The sequence below is a fragment of the Shewanella sp. 30m-14 genome, assembly GCF_052977125.1.
This window is the reverse complement of the sequence record NZ_JBRILW010000003.1, coordinates 238,858-264,030: the sequence shown is the minus strand read 5'-3', so window position 1 is coordinate 264,030 and position 25,173 is coordinate 238,858. Positions and strand designations below refer to the sequence as shown.

Annotated in this window: 14 protein-coding genes, 1 tRNA gene and 1 rRNA gene; 11 read left to right on the top strand and 5 right to left on the bottom strand. The window is 45.6% G+C overall.

Features of this window, described 5'->3' with window-relative positions:
• Positions 1 to 145 precede the first annotated feature (145 nt).
• From rrf to ACVBIU_RS04050, 4 genes are all read left to right on the top strand, one after another.
• A 5S ribosomal RNA gene (gene rrf, locus ACVBIU_RS04065) occupies positions 146 to 261 on the top strand.
• A 111-nt stretch (positions 262 to 372) separates the two neighbouring features.
• A tRNA-Asp gene (locus tag ACVBIU_RS04060) sits at positions 373 to 449 on the top strand.
• A 504-nt stretch (positions 450 to 953) separates the two neighbouring features.
• Entirely contained in the window at positions 954 to 1,205 is a 252-nt protein-coding gene (locus ACVBIU_RS04055; protein WP_447162288.1) for a YkgJ family cysteine cluster protein, read from the top strand.
• A 51-nt stretch (positions 1,206 to 1,256) separates the two neighbouring features.
• Positions 1,257 to 1,706 carry an Rrf2 family transcriptional regulator gene (locus tag ACVBIU_RS04050; RefSeq protein WP_447162287.1) on the top strand — a complete coding sequence of 150 codons (450 nt, stop codon included), beginning with the start codon at positions 1,257 to 1,259 and terminating at the stop codon, positions 1,704 to 1,706.
• Here ACVBIU_RS04050 and ACVBIU_RS04045 read toward each other — a convergent pair.
• From ACVBIU_RS04045 to gpmM, 4 genes are read right to left on the bottom strand one after another with little or no spacing between them, the layout of a single operon-like run.
• Positions 1,692 to 2,441: a divergent polysaccharide deacetylase family protein gene (locus tag ACVBIU_RS04045; RefSeq protein WP_447162286.1), complete on the bottom strand. Its 750-nt coding sequence runs from the start codon at positions 2,439 to 2,441 to the stop codon at positions 1,692 to 1,694. The two genes, ACVBIU_RS04050 and ACVBIU_RS04045, sit on opposite strands and share 15 nt — an antisense overlap.
• A 6-nt stretch (positions 2,442 to 2,447) precedes the next feature.
• Complete coding sequence (locus ACVBIU_RS04040; protein ID WP_447162285.1) at positions 2,448 to 3,653, bottom strand: S41 family peptidase; 1,206 nt, start codon at positions 3,651 to 3,653, stop codon at positions 2,448 to 2,450.
• A gap of 33 nt (positions 3,654 to 3,686) precedes the next feature.
• On the bottom strand, positions 3,687 to 4,820 hold the full coding sequence (locus ACVBIU_RS04035; protein ID WP_447162284.1) for a murein hydrolase activator EnvC family protein: 1,134 nt from the start codon (positions 4,818 to 4,820) through the stop codon (positions 3,687 to 3,689).
• 10 nt (positions 4,821 to 4,830) lie between these two features.
• A complete protein-coding gene (gene gpmM, locus ACVBIU_RS04030; RefSeq protein WP_447162283.1) occupies positions 4,831 to 6,375 on the bottom strand; it encodes a 2,3-bisphosphoglycerate-independent phosphoglycerate mutase in 1,545 nt (514 codons plus the stop codon).
• 241 nt (positions 6,376 to 6,616) lie between these two features.
• On the opposite strand from gpmM, the gene ACVBIU_RS04025 reads away from it, so the two are divergent.
• The 3 genes from ACVBIU_RS04025 to gpsA all read left to right on the top strand — a co-directional run bounded on the left by ACVBIU_RS04025 (position 6,617) and on the right by gpsA (position 8,791).
• A complete protein-coding gene (locus ACVBIU_RS04025) occupies positions 6,617 to 7,051 on the top strand; it encodes a rhodanese-like domain-containing protein (protein WP_447162282.1) in 435 nt (144 codons plus the stop codon).
• A 230-nt stretch (positions 7,052 to 7,281) separates the two neighbouring features.
• The gene (gene secB / locus ACVBIU_RS04020; protein WP_012157402.1) at positions 7,282 to 7,767 is read left to right on the top strand and encodes a protein-export chaperone SecB; all 486 of its coding nucleotides are present in this window, start codon (positions 7,282 to 7,284) and stop codon (positions 7,765 to 7,767) included.
• A 4-nt stretch (positions 7,768 to 7,771) separates the two neighbouring features.
• Positions 7,772 to 8,791, top strand: a complete 1,020-nt coding sequence (gene gpsA, locus ACVBIU_RS04015; protein WP_447162281.1) for an NAD(P)H-dependent glycerol-3-phosphate dehydrogenase — start codon at positions 7,772 to 7,774, stop codon at positions 8,789 to 8,791.
• An 83-nt stretch (positions 8,792 to 8,874) separates the two neighbouring features.
• On the opposite strand, the gene ACVBIU_RS04010 is transcribed toward gpsA, so the two are convergent.
• A complete protein-coding gene (locus ACVBIU_RS04010; RefSeq protein WP_447162280.1) occupies positions 8,875 to 9,063 on the bottom strand; it encodes a hypothetical protein in 189 nt (62 codons plus the stop codon).
• Between the two features lie 96 nt (positions 9,064 to 9,159).
• On the opposite strand from ACVBIU_RS04010, the gene ACVBIU_RS04005 reads away from it, so the two are divergent.
• From ACVBIU_RS04005 to ACVBIU_RS03990, 4 genes are all read left to right on the top strand, one after another.
• The gene (locus ACVBIU_RS04005; protein ID WP_447163139.1) at positions 9,160 to 10,344 is read left to right on the top strand and encodes an NAD(P)/FAD-dependent oxidoreductase; all 1,185 of its coding nucleotides are present in this window, start codon (positions 9,160 to 9,162) and stop codon (positions 10,342 to 10,344) included.
• Positions 10,345 to 10,824: 480 nt separating this feature from the next.
• Complete coding sequence (locus ACVBIU_RS04000; protein ID WP_447163138.1) at positions 10,825 to 21,741, top strand: T1SS-143 repeat domain-containing protein; 10,917 nt, start codon at positions 10,825 to 10,827, stop codon at positions 21,739 to 21,741.
• A complete protein-coding gene (locus tag ACVBIU_RS03995) occupies positions 21,738 to 23,861 on the top strand; it encodes a type I secretion system permease/ATPase (protein WP_447163137.1) in 2,124 nt (707 codons plus the stop codon). Before ACVBIU_RS04000 ends, ACVBIU_RS03995 begins: the two co-directional genes overlap by 4 nt.
• Positions 23,858 to 25,171 carry an HlyD family type I secretion periplasmic adaptor subunit gene (locus ACVBIU_RS03990; protein WP_447162276.1) on the top strand — a complete coding sequence of 438 codons (1,314 nt, stop codon included), beginning with the start codon at positions 23,858 to 23,860 and terminating at the stop codon, positions 25,169 to 25,171. The genes ACVBIU_RS03995 and ACVBIU_RS03990 overlap by 4 nt, the downstream gene beginning before the upstream one ends.
• Positions 25,172 to 25,173 lie beyond the last annotated feature (2 nt).

Here is a 25,173-nt window from a genome sequence, read left to right as displayed (position 1 = left end):
ATCAAAATTAGAATAACTCTGAAAAGAGTGACGCTTAATGTAGTGTAGACTCAATAACTAATTTCAATTACTTGCTTAGGCGAGTAACAGCTTTCTAAAATTTTTTACCTTTAGTTTTTTGAAAACTGAAGTAATACAGAATTTGTCTGGAAACCATAGAGTTGTGGCACCACCTGAATCCATTCCGAACTCAGAAGTGAAACGCAATATCGCCGATGGTAGTGTGGGGTCTCCCCATGTGAGAGTAGGTCATTTCCAGGCGCCAAATTACTCGAAAGAGTTGCTTAACTCAATGAGATAAGCGAGTCTCCTAGCCCTGACAAGCTAGCGACTTAAAAAGAATTTAGCATCATGCGTAAGCACTTTGCTAAAGGAGCGGTAGTTCAGTTGGTTAGAATACCGGCCTGTCACGCCGGGGGTCGCGGGTTCGAGTCCCGTCCGCTCCGCCAACATTAAGACGAAAGCCTCTGCAGTAATGCAGAGGCTTTTTTCGTTTTGTAATATTTGTTAATTTAGCCGTGACGTCGCGGATGAATCCGCCCCAGCTACGCTACGCTTCGCGTTCGTAAGCTCACAGCTATCGCTGTACTCACCCACAAACATTACGATAAGCCCTGCTAGTAATAGCAGGGCTTTTTCGTATCTGCGATTTGAAGAAATTAAGATGAAATCCTCTGCACTTCTTATTGAAAAAATGCAGAGGCTTTTTTAGTTAAACGTCACAGATTCTTTTAAAAGAAGATAGTCCGGCCCCATTTCGCGTTAGTAAATTAATGATTACCGCCATACTCATTTATAAACCAATTCCAACCAGTATAAATTCAATACACTGATCACGGATCTACAAACTGATTAACGCCTTACTGTATACTATGTGAAGTGGCACAACCCTCTATCAGTTGATAGGGCTATAATAGGTGCCGCAAGAACTAAGGTTATAAGATGGTTATAAGATGAATTGTCGTTTAGGCTGTGGTGCATGTTGCATAGCGCCGTCTATTTCCACCCCTATTCCTGGTATGCCAGATGGAAAACCCGCAGGTGTTAGATGCATACAGTTAGATGATAGCAACTTATGTAAATTGTTCGGCCAGCAACAAAGGCCTGCCGTATGTGGATTGTTTGCGGCAACCGAAGATGTTTGTGGAAAAACCGATACTGAGGCTCTGTGGTTAATTAGCTCTTTAGAGGCGGCTACCAGCTAACTAAACCTTTAAAAATCGTCGTTCAAATATTTATTTACGGATCGTTAATCAATGCAGTTAACTCGTTACACCGATTATGGCTTAAGAACGCTGATGTATTTGGCGCTGCACTCCGAGCGCGAGACGCTTTTCCGTATCTCAGAGATCACAGAAGTATTTGACCTGTCTGCCAACCATATTTCTAAAGTTGTACATCATTTAGGTAAGTTAGGTTATTTGCAAACGGTTCGCGGCAAGAGTGGTGGTTTTAAGCTTGCTAAGCCAGCTACAGATATCAATATAGGCCAAGTGGTACGTGCTTTAGAAAACTCTTTGGCGCCTATCGACTGTAGTAAGCCGTATTGCTTGTTTACCCCAGCTTGTAAGCTTAAGGGCGTATTAGGTGATGCTGTAAATGCTTATTTGGCTGTGCTAGATGCTTATACTCTAGATATGATAGTAACAAATAAGCCAGAGCTTAAGTCGTTACTACCAGACCTCTCTATCTCAATCTTGCAGTAGAACATCCCTTGATTTGGTGGCGACACGTTGCGGTAATAACTGCGAGGTGTGCACCAAATCAATATTAGCGCTCTGTAAACGATGCAGGTTCTTATTGAGAAACTCGACCGTTTCTGGATAGGGGTGGGCTATGACCACTATATTGCGTTTAGCATGTGCCAAGGATATTGCATGGTTAAATTGCTTTTCTAATCCAGCTGGCGTTTTATCGTTATCTAGAAAAATCTCCCTTCTTAGCAGTGGTACGCCCATTGATTCCGCCACCGCACCTGCTCGGGTATATTTGGTCGTCATGCTATCGATAAAATATAAATTGTGCAGCTGTAATGACTCCATGACCCAGCGCATAGGGCTATTTAGCTGGGTCAGCAAACTTCCCATATGATTATTGGCGCCACTGGCATTAGGCACACTATGAATTGAAGCGCTTATCTGGGCCTTTAGCTCTGTTTCGGTCATGGTGTTCGTCAAAGCGCCCGGACCAATCGCTTTACCATTAAGCGCTTGCATAGGTAGGTGGACTAAAATCTCATTTCCTTGCTGATGTGCCTCAAGGGCGAGACTTTTTCCTAGCGGTGTGTGTGGCAAAATTGAAAGTGTAATATTGGCGGGTAGGCTCAACACCGCTTTATCAGATTGACGATATCCAATATCGTCAATGATGATGGCCATTTTGCTAGCGAATACGCTTGAACTTGGTAACAATAAAAAAATGAATAATAGAAGGTAGCGCACTGGTTATTATTTTTCTGCTTGAATCCATGCAATAGCCGAGTTGACCAATTTATCTTGAGCAACAGACTCACGGAGTGAATTTGACTCGATTATAGGCATACTTTCCCCATCCGATACAGCCTCTAACTCGATTTTTATATCAGGTTCAATACCTTTAGAGTTAATGTCTTTACCATTTGGCGTCGTGTATTTGGCAATAGTCAGCTTAATTGCATTGCCATCCATTAGGGTGGGGATCAGACTTTGTATCGTGCCCTTACCGAAACTCGTCTGGCCTATTAACTTGGCGCGACCATTTTCTTGTAATGCAGCTGCTAGCACTTCAGAGGCGGAGGCGGAGCCTTTATTGATTAATACTGACAGTGGAATATTGGTCGCCATAGTTTGTGGTGAGGCGTAGTAGTCTGAGTTCGCATCAAAAAATCGCCCCTCAGTAGCAACTATCCGCCCTTTGTCGAGAAAGATATCGGCGATTGTTATCGCTTGATCGAGCAGCCCACCTGGATTGTTTCGAAGATCGAGAATAATGCCGTTTAGTTTTTCTGATTGCCATGCTGACAGCTGTTTGACCAGTTCTGGAGTGGTATTTTCTTGAAAGCTTGAAAGACGAATATAGCCAATCTGGTTGTCTAGGATCTCTGCTTCAACAGAGTTTATTGCGATAAGACTTGGACTGATGGTGACGGTGTAGTGAGCATCTGAGTTGGCGCGTATCATCTCAAGCTCAATGGGGCGTTTGTCGACACTATGCTGTTTGATTTCTTTGAGAATACTTTCTAATTTGTCAGCGGTAACCAGCTGTTTATTGAGCTTGATAACACGGTCACCCGGTTTTATCCCTGCTGCTTCTGCTGGGGACTCTGCAAAGGGGGTGACTATGGTTATTTGATCATTGTCAGTGGCGATTTCGACGCCAAACCCAAAGTACTCACCATTATTGGTGTCTTGCATATTGCTGAAGGTTTGTTTATCTAGAAAGCTTGAATAAGGATCCAGTTTATTAAAAATCCCCTCAATGGCCGCTTCGATAAGCTCCTCTTCAGTGAGTTTTTGTACATAGTAGGTTTCTATGGTGTCGATAACATCGAGCAGCACAGGGTAATTTACACGGGAGTTATATTGTTGAGTGTGTTCCTGTCCGGATAAGGTTATGGATAAGCCCAGCGCTAAGCCAGCGGTAACGCAACAAAAGTAACGAATTAATTGAGACATACAAACCCCTTATATCGTAAGGGGTTATATGGTCTAACGTTTGCAATACCTTGCAGGATCGACAGCTTGCCCCTTGTGTCTTATTTCAAAGTATAGGCCAGCCTCTGTCTGTCCACCCGATCGTCCGACCAAAGCAATCGACTCTCCCTTGCTTACCGAGTCTCCAGCATTCTTTAATAATGCCTGCGCATGGCCATATAAGCTCATGTAACCTTTGCCATGATCCACAACTAAAACCATACCAAAACCGCGTAACCAGTCGGCATAAATGACCTTACCGCCAGCAATCGCGGTGACATTTTGTCCCTCTGCTGCAGCAATGGTGACACCTTTCCATTTGACCTGACCGGAGCGCCTACTGCCAAAAGCTGATTTTATGCGGCCTTGAGTGGGCCACTTTAATTTGTTACGGCTAGATAGCCCTTCATATGAAGGGTTGTTCTTCATTGCGAGCAGAGCTTGCTCGACCACCCTCTTAAGGCTGGCTTCCTCGATCTGTAGTTGTTCGAGTTTCGCACCGCTATTGCTTAGGGTTCTTTGCAGTTGGGTTAGCGTATTTTGCCGTTGAGACTGCTCTTGGTTGAGCTTTTGAGCTTGTTGCTGTTGTTCAAGCACCAGTTTATTAAGCCGGTTTTGTTGCTCTTGCTGATCAGCTTGAATTTGGTCTAACTCTTTTAAGGTTGTCTGTAACTGATTAATTGAGTCAATGCGCGCGTTATTCAAATATTGATAATACGCCAGTAGTCGTTCAATGCTGGCTGGTGACTGCTGATTTAACAGCATTTTACTGTAATCGTGATTACCGGCCAAATAGGCGCTAGCAAGTTGATTTGAAAGCGACTTTTGCTGTGCTGTTTTTAATTTTTCTAATTGAACCTGTTTGCTGTCTAGTGCTGCAATTTTCTTATCGGTTTTGCCAAGATCTTGCTTGGTGGTGTTGACTTTTTTTGCCGCTTGAGCAATCGCTTTTTCATCCTCTTTTAATAAAGAAATTAATCGCTCTCTTTGTTTACTGGTGTTTTGAACCGCGGACTGTTGCTTGTTGATCTGCGCTTGAATCGATTTAAGCTCAGACTGACGACGCTCTAGATCAGTGGCGTTAACCGTTAAAGGAAGTGATAGAAAGCCAGCAATGATGCTGGCTTTTATAAAAAATCGAATGTTCACGTGTTAGTTTTTACTCTTTGATTTTTATTATCGCGCGGCCTGTCATCTCTTCAGGCACTTCTTGTCCCATCAAGGTTAACATAGTCGGCGCTAAATCACTCAAACGTCCGCCTTTTTCTATCTCTGCGTCACGCCCTACATAAATTAATGGCACTAGCTCGCTGGTGTGTGCAGTATGAGCTTGGCCAGTTGACTCATCGGTCATCTGTTCTGCATTGCCGTGATCGGCGGTAATCAAGCATTCTCCACCAACTTTATGCAGTGCTTCTACAACACGACCAATACAGCTATCTACCGCTTCACAGGCTTTAACTGCAGCATCGAAGTTACCAGTATGGCCGACCATATCACCGTTGGGATAGTTACAGATGATGACGTCATATTGAGTTGACTCAATGGCCGCTACTAGCTTGTCGGTTAACTCAGTAGAACTCATCTCTGGCTGTAAATCATAAGTCGCGACTTTGGGTGACTGGATCAAAATGCGATCTTCTCCCTCAAACGGCTCCTCTTTACCACCGTTAAAGAAGAAGGTCACATGGGCATACTTCTCCGTTTCGGAAATACGTAGCTGAGTGAGATCTCGCTGTTGCAATGTCTCGCCTAAGGTATTAACCAGGTCACTTGATGGGTAAGCGATTGCAGCCTTAATGTCGCCAGCATATTCTGTCAGCATAACGAAGTTGATTTTTGGCGTCACGGCTCGCTCGAAACCATCAAAGTCAGCATCTACAAAGCTGCGAGTAATTTGACGGGCACGATCGGCGCGGAAATTCATGAAAATCAACGAGTCGTTGTCGGCAAGCGTGGCAATGTTGCCTTGAGCATCAGGAATAACGGTGCTAGCAACAAACTCATCATTTTCATCACGGGCATAAGCGGCTTCAAGCCCCTCAACGGCAGTTGCTGCTTGGTGCAAGCCTTTGCCTTCGGTAATGAGCTCATAAGCTTGTGAAACGCGATCCCAGCGATTATCTCTATCCATGGCGTAGTAACGGCCAATAAGTGAAGCCACCTGACCTGTGCCTAATGTGTTGAATAGTTCTTCAAAGTGAGCCAGGCCAGACTTGGCGCTGCGAGGTGGAGTATCGCGACCATCTAAGAATGCATGTAAGTAAACATTCTTGGCACCACGTTTTACCGCTAGACGGCACATAGCTTCGATGTGATTTTGGTGACTGTGAACGCCACCTGGAGACAAGAGTCCCATTATATGCACTGCACCATCAGCTTTGATTGCTGCATCGACGGCTTCTGTCAGTGCGGGATTGTTATCAAACTCACCATCATCAATTGATTTGCCGATACGAGTGAGTTCTTGGTAAACAATGCGACCAGAGCCAATATTGATATGTCCGACTTCTGAATTACCCATTTGGCCGTCAGGTAAGCCAACATCGAGACCCGAACCTGAGATTAAACTGTGTGGATATTTGGCATTTAACTGGTCTAGAACCGGTGTCTTAGCATGAAAAACAGCATTTTTCTGTGTGTTTTCACGGTAACCCCAGCCATCGAGGATCAGCAGTGCCAGTGGGCGCTTGCGTGTCGTCATGGTAGTACCTTTAAGTTTAAAAAAATAAGATTTAAATCGAAATTGGTTAAATATTACTACCAATTACGGTCACGCATAAAGAAATTTACCTAGATTGCCGTTATCGGATTGCGCTATTGCTGCCATATAAGTACGCAGACGCGTCGCCACAAGCGTGACTAACATTCTGTATTCTGCCTCAAGCGATGGTATACTCTGTGCCCTCATTATATTTGGCCCTAAAAATAGTAGGCAGTTAACGATGCAAGAATATATGGAATTTTTTAAAGCGAACCCGATGTTAAGTTTGGCTTGGGTTGGTTTGTTCGTCGGACTTATCGTTGTAGTGTTTAAGTCTAGCGTTTCTAAAGTTAAAAATGTTAATCATCAAGAAGCAACATTGCTGATGAATAAGCAAGACGCGAAAGTCGTTGACGTGCGCGGAAAAGAAGAATTTAAGAAGGGTCATATAGTTGGCGCAATCAACGTGCCGCTAGCCGATATAAAAAATAATCAGCTGACTGCCCTTGAAAACTCAAAAGCGAGTCCCATTATAATGGTATGCAACGCTGGCATGACTTCGTCTCAAGCTGCTCAGCTGATGGTTAAGCACGGTTTTGAAAACGTGAACAACCTGAAAGGTGGTATGGGTGAATGGCAGTCAAATAATTTGCCTGTTTCAAAAAGCAAAAGATAGAAGTGTTAGTGTAGCCATTGCTTTTTTGTTGAGTTATTGATTAGAGTGTTAGCTCTCAACTTATTGTGGTTACCGGCATTGAACTGAGGGAGCGTTCCCTCCAAAAAAGCGTCTGTTGACTAAATAAATCAAAAACTGGGACAGTAAATTAGGTGTTTACCTGGCTTACCAAGCCCTGAGACTGGCTCTTTTGAAGTAGCCTCATTAACATATTTTAAAGGTAGGATAGTATGGCTGAAGTAGCAAACAACGAACAACAAGGTCCACAATTCAACATTCAACGTGTTTACACAAAAGATATCTCTTTTGAAACACCAAACAGCCCAGCTGTTTTCCAAAAAGAGTGGAACCCAGAAGTTAAGCTTGATCTAGATACTCGCAGCAACAAACTATCTGATGACGTATATGAAGTTGTACTGTCTTTGACTGTTACAGCTAAGAACGGTGAAGAAACTGCTTTCCTATGTGAAGTTCAGCAAGCGGGTATCTTCGCTATCGCTGGTCTTACTGAACAGCAGCTAGCTCACTCTCTAGGTGCATACTGCCCTAACGTTCTTTTCCCATATGCTCGTGAAGCAATTGGTAGCCTAGTTAGCCGTGGTACTTTCCCACAACTAAACCTAGCGCCAGTTAACTTTGACGCACTATTTGCTCAGTATGTTCAACAGCGTCAAGCTGCTGCAGCTGAAGCACCAGCAGAAGAAGCTAACGCTTAATCGCATGAAAAACACTGCCGACATTACGGTACTGGGGGCGGGCTCTTACGGGACCGCCCTTGCCATTTCTTTAGCGAGTAATGGCCACAGAACCATGCTTTGGGGCCACGAACCCGAGCACATTGAAAACCTGAAAAACGACAAGTGTAACGAAGCGTTTTTACCGGGTATTCCGCTACCAGACTTGCTGATCCCTGAAGCTGACTTGGCTACTGCGCTAGCTGCATCAAATAATGTACTAGTGGTCGTTCCTAGCCATGTATTTGGTTTGGTGCTTAGCCAGGCGAAGCCGCTTTTGCGTAATGACTCTCGTATTGTATGGGCAACTAAAGGCTTAGAGCCTGAAACTGGCCGTTTAATACAAGATGTTGCCCGTGAAGTGTTAGGCGATGAGTATCCATTAGCTGTGTTATCGGGGCCGACGTTCGCTAAAGAACTTGCAGCAGGCATGCCGACTGCGATTTCGATTGCGGGTACCGACCCACAATTCACTAAAGATTTAGTTGAGTTGTTACATAGTCCGAAACGTCTGCGTGTTTACGCCAATGATGACTTTATTGGTCTGCAATTGGGCGGCGCAGTTAAAAACGTTATCGCGATTGGTGCAGGCCTTTCTGACGGTATCGGTTTTGGTGCGAATGCTAGAACGGCGCTTATCACCCGTGGTTTAGTTGAGTTGACTCGACTAGGTGAAGCGATGGGGGCACAAGCCTCTACCTTTATGGGCATGGCAGGACTTGGTGATTTGGTACTAACGTGTACCGATAACCAGTCTCGTAACCGCCGCTTTGGTTTAGCATTGGGCAAAGGCTCAGATGTTGAAGCTGCTCAGAAAGAGATCGGCCAAGTGGTTGAAGGTTATCGCAATACAAAAGAGGTTTACACGCTAGCTAAGCGTTTAGGCGTCGAAATGCCGATTACCGAGCAGGTTTACCAAGTCCTTTATAAGGGCAAGTCTCCGGTTGATGCAGCCAAAGAGCTACTTAGCCGTGAACAAAAGTCTGAGACGTCGTCGGCAGAATAGTTTTGCTGTTATTAGGTTGAACAATTTGTTCAGTTGATTGAAAACCGAAGCCTAGCTTCGGTTTTTTCTTTTTAGCGTATTCTCTAGTCGGCATAAGTACTTCTCTTTACAGATGCCACTTTAATGCCACCCATGGTGTAGATGTTGATAGTGGCATAAGTACTTATATGTACAACTACCACTTCTTGCCATCCATGGCGAAGATGGCATAAGTACTTCCATGTACAACTACCATTTGATGCCATCCATGGTGTAGATGTTGATAGCGGCATAAATACTTCCATGTACAAATAACAATGCTAAAATAGCGCCCTATTTTATGCCTTGCGTTTACAAGCGTTCGGCAAAGTTTTTTTAGGAGTTTTCGAGTGAAACATCATGACGTCATCATTATTGGTGCTGGAGCTGCTGGGCTTATGTGTGCGGCTACTGCAGGTTACCGTGGCCGTGATGTATTAGTGCTCGATAACGCTAAACAAGCGGGCCGCAAAATCCTGATTAGTGGTGGTGGCCGTTGTAACTTCACCAATCAAAAAGTTGAGCCTGCAAACTTTATTTGCGGTAACGGCCACTTTGTAAAATCTGCATTAGCTCGATATCGTTCAAGTGATTTTATCGAACTGGTTGAGCGCCATGGCATTGAGTATCATGAGCGCGATCATGGTCAGCTGTTTTGTAATGACTCTGCTAAAGAGATCGTTACCATGCTGCTTACCGAGTGTGAGTGGGCTGGCGCGCAGATTAAATTACGCACTGAAATCAGCGCGATAAGTAAAAATGCCGATGGCTTGTTTGAAGTGCAAACCGATAAAGAGCAATACAGCTGTGAATCACTGGTTGTGGCAACGGGCGGCTTATCAATGCCAAAGCTAGGTGCATCGCCGTACGGCTACCATATTGCAGAGCTGTTTGGCTTAAGGGTGTTGTCGACTCATGCCGGGCTCGTGCCTTTTACTTGGCATAGTGACCAAAAGCAGCGCTTTGAACTGCTATCGGGTATTGCCGTACCCTGCACCATTACCGCAAAAAATGGCACTCAATTTAGTGAAGCTCTGCTATTTACCCACCGTGGCTTATCTGGCCCAGCGATTCTACAAATCTCTAATTACTGGAACCCAGGTGAGGCGATAAGTATCAACCTTCTTCCTGGCGAAGATGTGCGTGCCAAGATTGAGCAAGCGCTTGAAGCGAGTCCAAAGCAGAGCCTACGTAATGCCTTGTCGCAATGGCTACCAAAGCGCTTGGTTGAAGTATTATTTGAAGAGGCGCTGCTTAACAAAGCACTCAATCAGCTGATACATGTCGAGCGTGAGCAGTTGGCTGTCGATCTTGAGGCTTGGACATTGGTAATGAATGGCACCGAAGGCTATCGCACTGCAGAAGTCACCCTGGGTGGCGTCGATACTAATGATCTATCATCTAAAACCATGGAGGCAAAGTCAGTCTCTGGTCTATACTTTATTGGCGAAGTAATGGATGTAAGTGGTTGGTTAGGCGGGTTTAATTTTCAGTGGGCCTGGAGCTCAGGCGTGGCTGCAGGGCAGGCTGTGTAGTTGTGTGTAGAGACAATAAAGTTGGCCCGTAATGGCATTTTTAGGCCGTAACGTTTCTATCCTAGTGTTGTTGTCGTTTCTTCACTATCTCTTCATTATCTCTTCAGGGTATCTAAGCTCAGTAGGTTAGATACCGATTAACACTCCTTTTAGCCTCTATATTCGCTGGCTTTCTTATCTCGTTAGCTAGGCACATAGCAATCAATCTCTTCGCTTTCTCGGTTACACTTAGTTATTTTTATTCATTTTAATCAATTGTTTAAGTGTTTTATTTTTCTTCTGCTCATTTGCTGCTAACAAAATAAGTGGTGCGTCTGAGCTGGAACCTTAGTTGTAATGGCATTTTTGAACACTCAGTTGTTATCAATAGCGCCATCTTGTGTCAAACTTGTTATAGCAGATTGCGAAAACTGGTAGTGTGTTGGTGATGATGTTTTGCCGATATATTCGTAGTGACTGATGTGAAAAGGATATTTTCAGATGCCTACTTTAAGTGCCAAGGTGATTTATTATGTGCAGCTCGATTCAGCTTTATGGGCTGTAACGGCTGATGGCCAGTGGGTCATGGTTTTACCTCATCAGCTCCAGTCGGACCTGCCTATTTACACTCTCAGCCCTGAGCAATTGCAAGTGAGTGCCAACGGTGAACTCTTCAGTGTCATCGACGGAACCAGGGTATTAATTCCTCAAAGTATCAGCAGCAATATCAGTAAAGAAAGTGATGCTACACATGCGCAAACTGAGCACCAATCTACTACCAATAATCAAAGTGAATCAACTAGTGAGCAACAAGGTGTAAATTTTTTCTATCAGGTAGTTAAATCAGGCAATGATGCTGTAATTGCTGATTCAGGCTTTAATACCCAGGGCGATAGCTTAGTAAAATCCACTGATAGTCAGTTTAATGCTAATCAACAAGACTCATTTGTACCTATCATTCTCACGGTTGAATTTGCCGATATTGATGGTTACATCAATCAATTCGAATCTCCCAGCACCGGCTTATCGGGTCAAGCGACCAATGCGTTAGACGGACAGGTTCTAGAACTAATAATTGTTGATAGTCTCGGTTTGCAGCAAAGTTTTGAGGTGGTCGCACAGGAACAACGGTGGCAGTTACAAAACGTTGACTTTCAACATTTTGCTGAAGGGGACCTAACCGCGACCATTACGGCCATTACTTACCCTGGTGATGTGACCAATGGCGTCGATAACAGTATTAAAGATACCCAGGCGCACATCTCGATAGAGGTCGATACCGGGCGCGATACCGTGCTTAATGAGCGCGAAATGTTGCGTGTCGATATGACTGGTGTCGCTAAAAATATTGAAGAGGGTCAAAGCGTCACCGTCGTTGTGACCGACATAAATGGCCAACAACTTTCATTTGTGACATCAATTCTCGATGCTGCCTGGCAATTAGAAGATAAAGATCTCTCTAGTCTTGCTGATGGTCCGCTCATCTTTAGTGTCGATGCGACAGACATTGCCGGTAATCCTGCCAACGCCACAGGTGAAGCCTATAAAGAGAGCCAAGCGTCAATTACCATCGAAGCGATAGATAATGATGGGGTCTTGAATCAGTTTGAGGCGCCGCAGTCTGTGCTTGTTGGTCTGGTTCACAATGTCGAAGATGGCCGCCCGGTTGAAGTTGCAGTTACCGACAGTAATGGCAAAACATTACTGTTTAGCAGTGTGGTTTTAAATGGAGTATGGCGTTTAGAAGGCGTTGATTTGTCATCTCTTGCAGATGGTGAGTTGAGTCTAAGAGCGATAACATCAGATTTAGAGGGCAACATTGGTGTAGGTACTGGCAGTGTTACCAAAGATACTCAAGCCTCTATCACGATCAGTATTATCGACGACGATAATGTGATTAATGCTGCTGAGTTGCAGTTCGTAAAAGTACAAGGTGTTGTTAATAACGTCGAAGATGGTGCTGTGGTTAGTGTGACTCTTTTTGATGGTCAAGGTCACAGCGAGATGGTAGAAGCTGTTGTTGTTAGTGGCCTGTGGGTCATAGAAGATATTGAGCTGAGCGATTTTGCCGATGGGCAACTCTATGCCACGGCTGACGTGGTTGATTCAGTTGGTAATCCGGCGACGACCAATACCAGTATCAATGTCGATACTCAAGCCACGATTACCATTGAGGTCGACACCGGAAGCGATACCGTAATCAATACGCGTGAAGCGGTGTCAGTCGCGATGTCAGGCTCTGTCACTGATATCGAGGATGGCCAGAATGTCGTTGTGATTGTGCGTGATGTGAATGGCGATAGGTTGATATTTCGTACTACAGTCGTTGATGGTAAGTGGCAATTAGATGATGTGGATCTTTCAAGCTTAAGTGACGGTGAGCTTAACTTTACTGCGTTATCTTACGATGTTGCGGGTAACCCTGCTGCAGGATTTGATGGAGCCTATAAGGAAACACAAGCGGCGATCACGATTGAGGCAGTTGATGATAATGGCTTACTGAATCAAATTGAAGTTTACACATCCACTTTAGCGGGTGAAGTGTTCAACGTTGAAGATGGCCGTCCAGTTGAGGTATCGGTTACAGATAGTAATGGTAACACCTTAGTTTTTAGTAGCGTAACCCGCAATGGTACTTGGCTGCTTGATGGTATCGACCTGTCATCACTTGCTGAAGGCGAGTTAACGCTAAGGGCAGTGACCTCAGACTTTGAAGGTAATATTGCCATCAATAGCAATACCATCATCAAAGATACATTAAGTGAAGTGACGATAACGTTTGTCGATAGCGATGATGTGATTAACGCCAATGAACAGCAGCTCGTTCATGTGCGCGGTAGCGTTAGTAATATCGAAGATGGCCAGACTGTGAGTGTTATTTTTAGTGATGGCCTAGGTAACGAGCGCAGCTTCACTACCGTTGTTATGGCGGGTCGGTGGGAGCTGACTGGCGTTGATCTATCTGGCTTTGAGGATGGTAGTCTAAGCGCTACGGTGTCAGTTGAAGATTTAGCAGGTAACGTAGCCACGGCCAGCGATACCATAGCGGTGGATATTTTAGCCTCTATTACCATCGAGGTTAATACCGGAGCTGATAACGTCATTAATGCCAGTGAGCAGTTAGTGCTGGATCTCTCTGGTGTCGTTACTGATATTGAAGATAATCAGCAAGTCACGATTACTGTGACTGACATTAACGGTAAAACGTTATCTTTTACCACAAGTGCTATTGATGGGCGTTGGCAGATAGACGATGCCGATATCTCTACGTTAAGCGATGGTAATTTAAGCTTTGTGGCTAGCGCTACCGATATAGCGGGTAACTTAGTGGCGGCTAATGTCGCAGCCGCTAAAGATAGCCTAGCCAGTATCAGTGTTGAAATTGTTGATGATAACGGCTTAATCAATAGCTTTGAGTCGACAAATGCCACACTCGCAGGAACGGTCACTAATATCGAAGATGGTCGACCTGTAACCATAACTCTGGTTGATATTAACGGTAAAATCGCAACCTTTAATGCCGTAGTGGTCAATGGTGAATGGCAAGTTCCCAATGTCGACCTGTCGATATTTGCCGATGGGCAGCTGTCCTTACAGGCGGTGACATCTGATTTAGCGGGTAACCCCGCTATTGGAACAAACAGTGCCACCCTCGACACTCAAATCAGTATCGATATCGATACCGGAGTCGATGGTTTTGATGCTGGGCTGTTTATCTATGGTGTTGAGAAATCACTCGGTGGTGTCACAACGGGTGTAGAAGCTGGCCAAACCGTCGAGCTGACCCTCACTGATGGCAGTAACACTTTAACCTTTACCACCCTCGTTGAGGTGGATGGTAGCTGGTTGTTTTCTGGGATAGATGTGACAGGGCTAGATCGTCAGGGGTCATGGGCGCTCAATGTTAATGTTGATGATGCATCAGGCAATAGTGCTGATGACGCGATGCCAACACTACTGGTTCCGCCAATCACTTCGTTATATGAAGTAATCCTCAATATCAGTCCCAGTGACAGCGCCACTATTCCTATCGAGATCTTTGACGCCGCTTTGGCGATAACGGCAGAGCAGAGCAGGCTATTAACCCTGACCTCTGAGGGGCAAGCGTTAAGTATCAATGTTGCTGCAGATGGGCAGTCATTTATTCTCACTCGTTTAGGTGATGGTAAAACGGTGATGACGGCAAGCCTATCCGGAACCGACTTAAACGTGTCTTTGTTTCAGCCAATGGATGAGTTAAACAATACTAATGCACTGAGTTATATCCGCTTAAGTGGTTTACAAACTGACAGCGATGGCACCACTGAAGAGATTATTACCTACGCAGTGCTGAATATATTAGATGCTCGTCCCTTTGCGTTTGATGATCAAGATTTTGTTATTGAAGATACGACAGCAGTAGGTTCTTTTTTAGGTAATGATTACACAGTAGAGGGGCCATTAACGCTGACGTCTATCCATTTCGACGGTACCGATTACCCGGTCATATCGGGTACACCTACCGTGATTTCGACGTCGCAGGGAAACCTCACGATTCAATCCAATGGTAGTTGGAGTTTTGATGTTGCAGGCAGCCTTGATAACACTCAGCCACAAGTGGTGGAGCTGGTATATACAGTATTGGACTCTGACGGTAGTGTAGCCACTGCAAATGTCACCTTTACCGTTGTTGATGGTGCACAAGGTGAAATGCTTGATGTTATCGGTGCTAATCAAGAGGCTGATATTGATGCGAGTCCACAGGTAACCTATAAAACATTTAGCATTAGTGCAGGCTCCGACATGCTGCAAGCTAACACGATTCGATTTACCGCTTTAACACCGTTTCAGTTACAAAACCAAGGCTTAACAAGCAATGGCATCGCACTTCAATTTGTACTGTCCAATGATGGTAAAACATTAACGGCCATCACAGATGAAGCGGTACCTATCACGGTGTTTACTATGGTGCTATCGGCAACGAATGTGGCTGATGATCTGAGTGTTGATGCCAACTTCACTCAGTTTGCTCCTCTTGACCATATTGGAAGCAATGTGGTTGAGATTATCACTCAAATTACAGCGCTGGATCTGGATGGCACGGAAATTAAGCAAGGCGCATTAACCTGGAATGTGAGCGACGGCCATTCACCAGAGCTTACTAATATTACTCAGCTTACGTTTGAAGAGAATTTGCTGGTGGGCGCCCCCGTTACACAGAGCGGCACATTTGATGTGTTGGTCGGGAGTGATGCCGTGTCGGCGGTGTCATTTTCAGCTACGGTTCAGCAGCCAAAACTCACGGTGGGAGGTATCGCACTCCTGTACAGCTTAAGTGCCGACGGGTTAACGCTAACGGCACACTTGGGTAACGCTAATGATCCGGTATTTGTGATTGAGCTGAGTGAAAGTTGGAGCTCAAATGCTGATAGCTTAAATCAAAACTATGACTTCACCCTGTACCAAGCCTTCGACCAGACGCTAAGCGAAGATATTGATTTTAGCCTGTTAGTGTCTGACTTTGATGGTGATGTGTCTACAGCGACGCTGACCGTCACCGTAAAAGATGCTGATGCCGCATCCATTAATGATATTAGTCTCAACGTGAGTGAGCAGCCTTCGGTCACGGCTTATGACAATACTGCCGTAGGTTCTTTCAATATAACTGCCAGTAAAGACCCCATTATCGATATCGCATTTAGCCTAGTTGATGGCGCTGAAGTGAAAAATGCATCGGGTGTCACATTGACCCAAAATGGCTCCAAGCTTTTTTGGGTTGTAAAAGATGGTGGCGCTTCAATCGATGCAATGACGGAAGAGGGCCAGTTGGTCTTCACCATGCAATTACCCGCCAACATAGTGATCGATCCCGAAACGGCGGGCACGGTTACGATAGACTTTAACTTACTCGGACCGATAGACCATTTAGGAACCGCAGATCTATTTGATACGCTTAAGGTGACGGTCGATATCCGAGATAGCGATAATACTCTCTCCTCTGCTGAGGTATCTGTTGATATCTATGATGGCAAGAGTGCAATTTTACCTGATGCGCTGCAGCTCAACATTAATGAGGGGAATCTAACGAGCACAACCCCTATCTCGACTTCACAAGTGTTATCGACCTCGTCGGGAAGTGACAGTATCACCGAGATAACCCTAACCGACAGTTTCAGTTTTGCTACCTACTATAGTGGTGGGGAAAAGGTGTTGCTCAACACCACGGCTAATGGTGATGGCTGGTATGTGGGGACGCGTGAAACGGGTGGAGAGGAGGTATTTCAGATCCGTTTTAACGCCAACGGTAAAGTGGAGTTCAAACAGTTTAGGCCTTTTGACCATGCAGATGCTAGTGGCGAAAATCGCTTAGACCTGCAATTTGAAGTGAATGCGATTGATGCGGACCACGATAAGTCAGCAGCCCAAACAATAACCGTTACCGTTACCGATGATATTCCAGAAAGTACCGCTAAAACGTTAGCGTTTTTTGAAGCGGTAAATGAAGTGTATAGCGTGCAAATGTTTTCTCAAGTAGAGCAGGGAGCAGATGGCGCCAAGGTGACAGATATCAGCTATAAAGGGGTTTCTTACGCGGTTGGAACGACGATAGAGCTATTTACCGATGCTAACCCCAATGCGGTTAAATACGGTGAGCTGGTGGTTGATGAAAATGGTTTAGCGACGGTAACAACGCTTGAGTTTGCCTACAATGAGTTACAGTTTAGTGAAGATGTATTGTTGGAAATTACGGATACCGATGGTGATATCACCACCGATACGCTGACATTAATTGCTAAAGATGCACAAGGCTCAATTACCGTCTTTAATACCGACTTTATTGAAGATACTAATACCGTTTTTGGTGTCGAAGCCAAGCCCGGTGACATAGACGAAAGTGAGTTTATTCTTAGCATGGTATTTGATGCCGCAGCCCTCCAGGGCGGTATTTTGCTGCTTAACGGCGTAGAGGTACCCAAAAATGCAGATGGTAATTACATCCTGTCTATACTGAACGGTTTGCTGCAGGAAGATCCACTGACTCGAGTGGCCATACCCAATGGTGATTTAAGCTATCAACCTGTAGAGGATGGATCTGATGCGACCGCCAATGCCTCTTTTGTCATCACCGTTAATATCGCAGGCAAGCCGCCTATCACTACGACCGTTCCTATTAATGTGGAGTCAGTTGCCGATGTGCCCTTGTGGGACGCGTCTAGCGAGTTTATTTATTCGGTCAATGAAGATGCAGCCAGCTTTAATATTAAACTGAGTGCGACATCAAAAGATGAAATGGGGGCCGATGCTCAAGGCTCCGAAACAGTGACGTATGTCATCGATAATATCAGCGCGGGGCTAACGCTTGTCGCGATTGGACTGACAATCACTAACGGAATGTCAATTAGCCAGCTCCAGCTAGATAACCTGCTGGCAACCGTGGGTGAAAATCTAGCCGGTGAATTTAGCTTTACCGTGCAGGCGAGAGCCACAGAAAATGACAACAAAGACACAGCACTGAGCACACTTGAGACCGTGACTATTGATGTGACTCCTGTTGCTGATAAACCCACGCTAACCACTGAAGATATTCGTAGCGATGAAGATGCACCGATATTGCTCAAATCGGTGGTCTCTGGCGCGCTAACGGATAATTCAGGCTCTGAAATTTTAAGCTATGAGTTCACTCTGCCTGACGGTTGGTCTATCGACTCCCCCTCGGCCACAATGAATGGCAACGTGTGGACGGTATTGGCGTCAGAAGTTGACTCCGGGCTGGCCAAGCTGCTGCCAGCTGCTGATGCGAGTTCAGCAAATCTTGGGGATTTTTCAATAGCAGTAAGAAGCTTTGCGACTGAAACCTTACAAGATGGTGTCGAGCCCGCTGATGGCATTATTAATCCCAACCCTCGCTATAGCGATGTGGAACAAATAACGATTACATTAACGGGTGTTGCCAATGATAGGCCTGTCATTAATGGCGACCCCAATGTTTGGACCATAGATAACAATACTGGCGTCATATCGAATGTGGTTGATTTCAATGAAGATCAGCTAATTCCGTTAGATTTCACAATCGTGACATCTGATGATGATGGCTCAGAGTCGTTAGATCTGCGAATTTCAGGTTTACCGGATGGGGTTATATTCGTTGATGCCAGTGGTACGCCTGTAAATCTACCTGTCGTCGACTTTATTAATAATCAACCTGTGTATGGCGTTTCTGCGGCGCTACTAGCGAGTTTGAGTCTAAAATCTGTTGAAGACTTTAGTGGCCAAGTGAGCTTGACCATATTTGCACAAAGCACCGAGTTAGATGGTGATTCAGCCGACTACCAGTTAACGCTTAATATCGAGATAGCTCCGGTGATCGATGAGAATGCAGGATCGCTTTCAACGGTGAGTTACGGCTTTGAAGATCAGGCTATTCCACTAGACTTTACCCCAAAACTCAATGTTGATATCGATGGTAGTGAAACCATTACTGGCTTGATTATTCCTTTTCAAGGGGCTGGTGGCTTTATTTTAACCTTAGATGGCTCACAGGTAACGATTCCTGTTTCAGGTTTAGATGTCAGCACCTTAGTCGACAGTACTAGCCCAACATTAGCCGCTTTACTTAACTCAGGGCGACTCGCTGCTGTACCACCAGAAGATGCCGATGGTAGTTTCTCTTTTGATGTGAGCTACCAAGTCACTGATACCTCGCAAACGGGCGTACAGGTTAGCGAGTATGTTTCTTCTCAAGTTATCGTATTGGTCGATGCTGTTGTTGATTTTACGACTCACCTACAGAGCGAGCTGCCAACCCTAGTGAGCACCGATGGCTCGGCGATAAATTTAACGGGTCAGGCACTCTTTTTCGATGGTGATATCGATGGTTCAGAGGTGCTGGATTATGTCGTCATCATAGTGCCAAGTGGCGACGGCTGGTATGTATCACACCCCAATGGTGCGATTGATGATGGTGATGGGCGCTGGATTATACCTGTTAGCGGCATGACCAGCGATACAGTGCAAGAGTACGCGCTAGATGTGTTGGCTGGTGCGACGATTATTAGCGAGTTTGCCACCGGTTTAGAGCGAGTCACTGTAGAAGCGAGAGTATTAGATCGTGATGACCCAGAAATCATCAGCACTAACTTTTTTGTGCGTTTTGATCAAGGCGCGCCAGATAGTCAGGCAACAGCCGTTGGATCGTTACAGTTAACGCCGGTTGATGCCATAGAAGATACGACCATCGACTTTTCCGGTCATTTAAATCAAGTGCTTAGCCCTGATAATAATGACATGATTAGCTTTAGGATTTTAGCTTCAGATTTACCTGAAGGCGGCTATTTTAGTGGTAGTGATGTCAAGGCGGTGTATGACTCCACTGGTGAGAACGTGATTGAGTATGTGTTTACCACCGCCTCGCTTAGCAGTCTTAAGCTACACAATATTCGCGAAGACTATGCCGGTGAGCTGAATATTCCTATCCGTATAATCGCCACCGATACAGTGAGTGGTGATACTAAAATTGATGATTCTCAAAGCCTAGAGATTGAGATTACCCCAGTTGCTGATGGTGTGAGTGTCGAGGTGGCCAATCGCGTCATGCTTGAAGATAGTCCAGTTCCACTTGGGATCAGCTTGTTGTTTGATGACCCAGATCCAAGCCCAACAACCGGTGGTTCTGAACAAATTTTGTTTGGCGATACTGCCAACCCGATCACCCTAACTCTACTCGATGGGGGCAGTATTTCTGATAGTACAGGTTTATGGTCGCTCAAGAGCGGAACGACTGATACTTGGGAGTTTACAGGCAATAGTATGGCGCTACTGAACTTGTCTTTAGGCTTGTTAGAGTTTGTGCCAACAGAGCACCTCAGTGGTGATTTTAGGCTGAAATTTTCGGCGACCAGTATCGACACCGCGACCATTAATGGCGCAGAGGTAATCGATCAAGCGTCATTTGAAAATACCGTTACCATTGAGGTCACCCCAGTTACAGATGCCGCAGAATTACCCAGTAATACACTGATCCTAACAGGCCAAGAAGATAGTCTGATTGATTTATCTGGGCTGGATTTGCCGAGTCTTGGCTTAATTGACCAAGATGGTTCAGAGGCTATCTATCTTACTGTTCATGGTGTGCCCAGTGGTGCGGTGTTGTATTACCAAGACGGTGCTAACTTAGTACAGCTGCCCAATGAAGGCACTGATGGCGGGAGTTTTAACGGTTCACCAACCTACTCCTGGTCGGTGACTCCAGCTCAGCTGGCTGGGCTTGTATTGCAGCCGCCATTAGATTTCAGCGGGGATATTCCACTCTCTATTCAAGCAATTACTCAAGAATTAGGTACGACAGACTTTGTGACCACAAGTGCAGATATTGTCGTCGGGGTATCACCTGTTGCCGATGGTATCGACATCATTACAGCGCCAGAGAACCAATACACCAGCATTGAAGATGAAGTTATCACTATCGATTTCAATGCCAAAATCAACGAGTTTGATGCTACCGAAGCGATTTTGGTAAAAGTTATCCTGACGTCTAATGATGCCTCTGCGCTAGTGGGCTTAGAAGGAGTAAAAATTGGCGGACAGTTTGTATCCTTTAACTATGATGCCGGTAACGACAGCTATTATGCGCTTATCTCAACCTTAAGCCCGTTAACTCAATTAGCGCTGTACCCTGGCGAACTGGCTTTTGGCAGCTTGGATGTACAACTCGAGCTCTCATCTATCGATAGTGCGACGGTTTTAGGTAGCTTACAAACCGATTTAAGTGCTGCTGAAGTACTTAATTTTGAAGTTGAAATAACGCCAGAGGTTGATGCACCAATATGGACTCAAGTCGGTGATGTTATCGCCACTGACGTCAATAACGTGGCATTAAATCTTGGGCTTGAGCTGCAAAACCCAGCCATTAATGAGACGGGAGTGCTAACCATATACGGTGTACCGGATGGCATGGCGCTATCGTCTGGTAATAAAAACGGCGATAAGTGGGTGGTGGATTTTGATGATGTCGCCACACTAACGATTATTGGTTTACAAGATGGTGACGTTTTAAATCTAACTTTAGATCCTACCGCAGTACTCGGCACCGACACGGCTGAGGGGGTTGTTGAAACCATTACTGTCAGTGTCGATGTTCCTCCGGCCATTTTCTCTAGTTTTATGGCTGGCCCCAGTGCTCTTGATTTGCTTGAGGACCGACGTACTTTACGTGCCGATCGCAGTATAGAAGAGGATCTGCGTGCAGAGTTATTGATGGAGGCCGGTATTGCAGCGCAAGAGACGCGGCTATCTCAGGCGATTAAGCAAAGTGTGAGTCACAGTGGCGAGCCGCAGCATATACATTCTAGCCTTGATCAAGATCTTGAATATGCCGCTGTAGCAGATGATGCGCTATCAAGATTAGTCGATGAAATGACATTATTGAGTCAGCAACCATGATGCAGTTTGAGCAAGAGGTCACCTCAAATCTGATTGCGCAGTTGTGTCAACAACTAGGCCTAGAGTGCTGTGAGCAGATGTTGTTTAGTCACCTATTTATGACTCAAGCTGGGTTATCTCCGGCAGAACTGGTAAGGGCTTGCGATAACGTCGGCATTGAGGCGATAGAGCAAAAACTTGCTCTTGGCAGAATGGCGCTGCCCGCTTTAGTAGTTTCTAAACTGGGGCAACCCGCTTTATTGAATAAAAACAGTAACGATGAGCTACTGCTCACCAATGCCGACGGTTGCCAATCACCGATATCGATTGGCGAATTTAACGCCCAGTTTTATCAAGATAGCTGGCATGTAAAACGGAAAATGGTCACCGATGCGCGCAGCGAGGAGCACCACCTCAGCGTTAAGCGCCACTGGTTACTGGCCGCTTTCGATGAAGTTAAGCCTTTCTACGGTAGTTTTTTGCTTGGCTCGTTAGCGATCAACATATTAGCCTTGGTGACACCGTTATTTACGATGAATGTTTACGACCGCGTGGTGCCTAACCAAGCGATAGATACCTTGTGGGTGTTAGCGACAGGTGCGAGTATTGCTATCTTATTCGACTGGCTCTTAAAGCAAGCGCGTACACGGCTAGCCGATGTGGCAGGTAAGCAGGTCGATATAAAAATGTCGAATATCTTGTTTTCAAAAGTCTTAGGTATGCGACTAGAGCATCGTCCAGCATCGGCGGGTGCATTTGCTAAGCAGTTACAAGAGTTCGATAGTATTCGTGACTTTATCACTTCGGCGACCTTAGTCACGGCAGTGGATCTACCTTTTACCTTGCTGTTTTTAGTGCTGATAGCTTGGCTCGGAGGGTATATGGTCTTAGTGCCTTTAGCCTGCATGTTACTGCTGTTAATGATAAGTTTTGTGATGCAAAAAAAGCTTATGGCTAGCATAGAGCATACGTCACAGCTGTCGACTCAACGCCAAGCCCATCTGATTGAAACCCTTAATCTACTGGTTGAAACCAAGCAGAATAATGGCGAGGCCAAGGCGCAACGCATATGGGATGATACAGTTAATAGCCTTGCTGATTGGCAAAATGAATCTCGAATCGCCTCTAACACCCTGAGTCATAGCGTGATGAACAGCCAGCAATTGGTCACCATAGGGTTGATTATTTCTGGTGTATACCAGATCCACGCGGGTAATTTGAGTATGGGGGGCTTGATTGCCATTGTGATGCTAAGCGGCCGTGCGGCTAATGCAATTAACCAAATCTCTATGCTACTGCTTAAGTTTAAACAGACCCAGTCGGCAATTACTGCCGTTAGCTCTATCCTCGAATTACCACAAGAGCAGCGTAAAGCCAGCCAACCCAGTACGGCGGTAGGTTTTAATGGCGCAGTGTCTCTACGTCATGCCAGCTTTACCTATCCAGATCAACCTTTACCGGCCTTTACAGAGGTGAACATTGAGATTAAACCCGGCGAAAAAATAGGCTTGCTTGGGCCTGCAGGAGCGGGCAAGTCGAGCTTGCTTGCTGTTATCGCAGGTCAATACCAGCTCAGCAGTGGGCAGCTATTTTATAACCGTTTAGAAACAAGGCAGTGGTCGGTTAGTGATATTCGTGAACAGGTTGGCTGGATGTCGCAGCAGCCGGTACTGATTTACGGCACAGTGCTGGACAACCTATTGTTCGGTTTAAAGAAAGTGGATGAAAACCTATTGGCCAACACGATTGTCAGTTCAGGTATCGATAAGCTAATGGATCGACTTGGCAGCGGGCTCGATAGCCAAGTGGGCGAGTTTGGTCGTCAGCTCTCGGGAGGGCAGCGTCAAGCGATAGCCTTAGGCCGAGTGTTACTGCGCCAGCCTAAGCTACTGCTATTAGATGAGCCAACCAGTGCGATGGATGAGCGTTCAGAGAATCAAATTATTGCCTGTCTGTCGCAAGTTACAGAACGCTCGATGGTTATCGCCTCCCATAACCCTAAGTTGCTGGGTCTGTGTGACCGTATTTTAGTGGTGGATAAAGGCAGAATCATCCAGGAGCAAACGCCTGCAGAGATGCGCCAACGTGGCAAGAGCCGCATTAAGGCCGTCAATGTTCGTCAAAAAGGAGAGGTTAAATGAGTGGCCGTCTCCATATAAAACATCTTGAAGGTGCTAAGCGAGCCAACCAATTAATTTTGCTGGTGGTCGCACTTATTATCACGACCTTAATTTGGGCCTCCTTCGCTAAGCTCGAAGAGGTCATAGTGGGTGAGGGTATGGTGGTACCAACATTGGCTGTGCAGCAGATTGAAAGCTTAGATGGCGGTATCTTAAAGCAGGTGTTGGTTAAAGAGGGCCAGTCAGTAACCGCAGGGGAGCCGTTATTGATTTTAGATGAGCTACGTTTTGCCTCGGCCTTCGATGAGGCCAATATGCAAGCGGCAGCACTGCAGCGACAAAAGGCGCGGTTAGATGCAGAGATCGACAGTGTTGTGATCTATGATGCGGCCAGTAATTGGCGCGATAAGGTGCAGATTAATCGACAACCGATCAGCGCACTCGATGTTGCTGTAAGTTCTCGCTCGAAAGCGGTATTCCGTTCTAGGTTGTCTCAGTTGTCATCGCAATTAGAGCAATCGGCGCAGATGATTGAACAAAAAGTGCAGGCCATAGAAGAGGTGCAAATTACCACTCAAGCTCAACTAAGCGGGCTTAAGTTGGTGAAGCAGGAAATCGTTATGACGCGCGAAGCTGTAAGCGAAGGAGCCGTCGCCGAGTTAGAGCTGCTAAAGCTAGAGCGTGATGAGATAAGGCTCAAAGGGGAGTTGTCTGCATCGAGGGCCAACAGCAGGCAGTTACAAGCTGCCCAGCATCAGGCTGAAGCAGAATACTTGACCGTAGGTTTAGACTTTTTGGGGCGCGCAGAAGCTGAGCGCAACGAGGTAATGAATGAGCTCAATGCCCTAACAGAGAGCATTAAAACACTGGCTGACCGTTTAGCCAGAACTAAAATCGTTTCGCCTATAAATGGCAATATAACCAATATATTAGTACGCTCAATAGGTGCGGTAGTAGAGCCGGGCGAGTCGATTATGGGGGTGGTCCCTCAAGATGGAGCACTCATTATTGAAACTCGCATCGCCCCAAAAGATATCGCCTTTGTGCATACAGGTCTTAAGGCTACGGTTAAGTTTACCGCTTATGATTTTGTGATTTATGGCGGCCTCAAAGGTGAGGTGATATACGTCAGCTCTGATGCACAGCAGTTAGATGATGGCACCACTTATTTTGAAGCTCATATTAAAACGGAAGAAAATGTACTTAATGGCTGGCCAATTATATCGGGAATGCAAGCCAGTACCGATATATTAACGGGTGAAAAAACCGTTCTAAATTATTGGCTCAAACCACTATTACGCGCTAAAGCGAATGCACTTCGCGAACCATAAGG

Bases quoted from the DNA above. Each gene is read 5' to 3' on its own strand.
- ACVBIU_RS04055 (WP_447162288.1), top strand. From the start codon at position 954: ATGAATTGTCGTTTAGGCTGTGGTGCATGTTGCATAGCGCCGTCTATT.
- ACVBIU_RS04050 (WP_447162287.1), top strand. From the start codon at position 1,257: ATGCAGTTAACTCGTTACACCGATTATGGCTTAAGAACGCTGATGTAT.
- ACVBIU_RS04040 (WP_447162285.1), bottom strand. From the start codon at position 3,653: ATGTCTCAATTAATTCGTTACTTTTGTTGCGTTACCGCTGGCTTAGCG.
- gpmM (WP_447162283.1), bottom strand. From the start codon at position 6,375: ATGACGACACGCAAGCGCCCACTGGCACTGCTGATCCTCGATGGCTGG.
- ACVBIU_RS04025 (WP_447162282.1), top strand. From the start codon at position 6,617: ATGCAAGAATATATGGAATTTTTTAAAGCGAACCCGATGTTAAGTTTG.
- secB (WP_012157402.1), top strand. From the start codon at position 7,282: ATGGCTGAAGTAGCAAACAACGAACAACAAGGTCCACAATTCAACATT.
- gpsA (WP_447162281.1), top strand. From the start codon at position 7,772: ATGAAAAACACTGCCGACATTACGGTACTGGGGGCGGGCTCTTACGGG.
- ACVBIU_RS04010 (WP_447162280.1), bottom strand. From the start codon at position 9,063: ATGCCGCTATCAACATCTACACCATGGATGGCATCAAATGGTAGTTGT.
- ACVBIU_RS04000 (WP_447163138.1), top strand. From the start codon at position 10,825: ATGCCTACTTTAAGTGCCAAGGTGATTTATTATGTGCAGCTCGATTCA.
- ACVBIU_RS03995 (WP_447163137.1), top strand. From the start codon at position 21,738: ATGATGCAGTTTGAGCAAGAGGTCACCTCAAATCTGATTGCGCAGTTG.
- ACVBIU_RS03990 (WP_447162276.1), top strand. From the start codon at position 23,858: ATGAGTGGCCGTCTCCATATAAAACATCTTGAAGGTGCTAAGCGAGCC.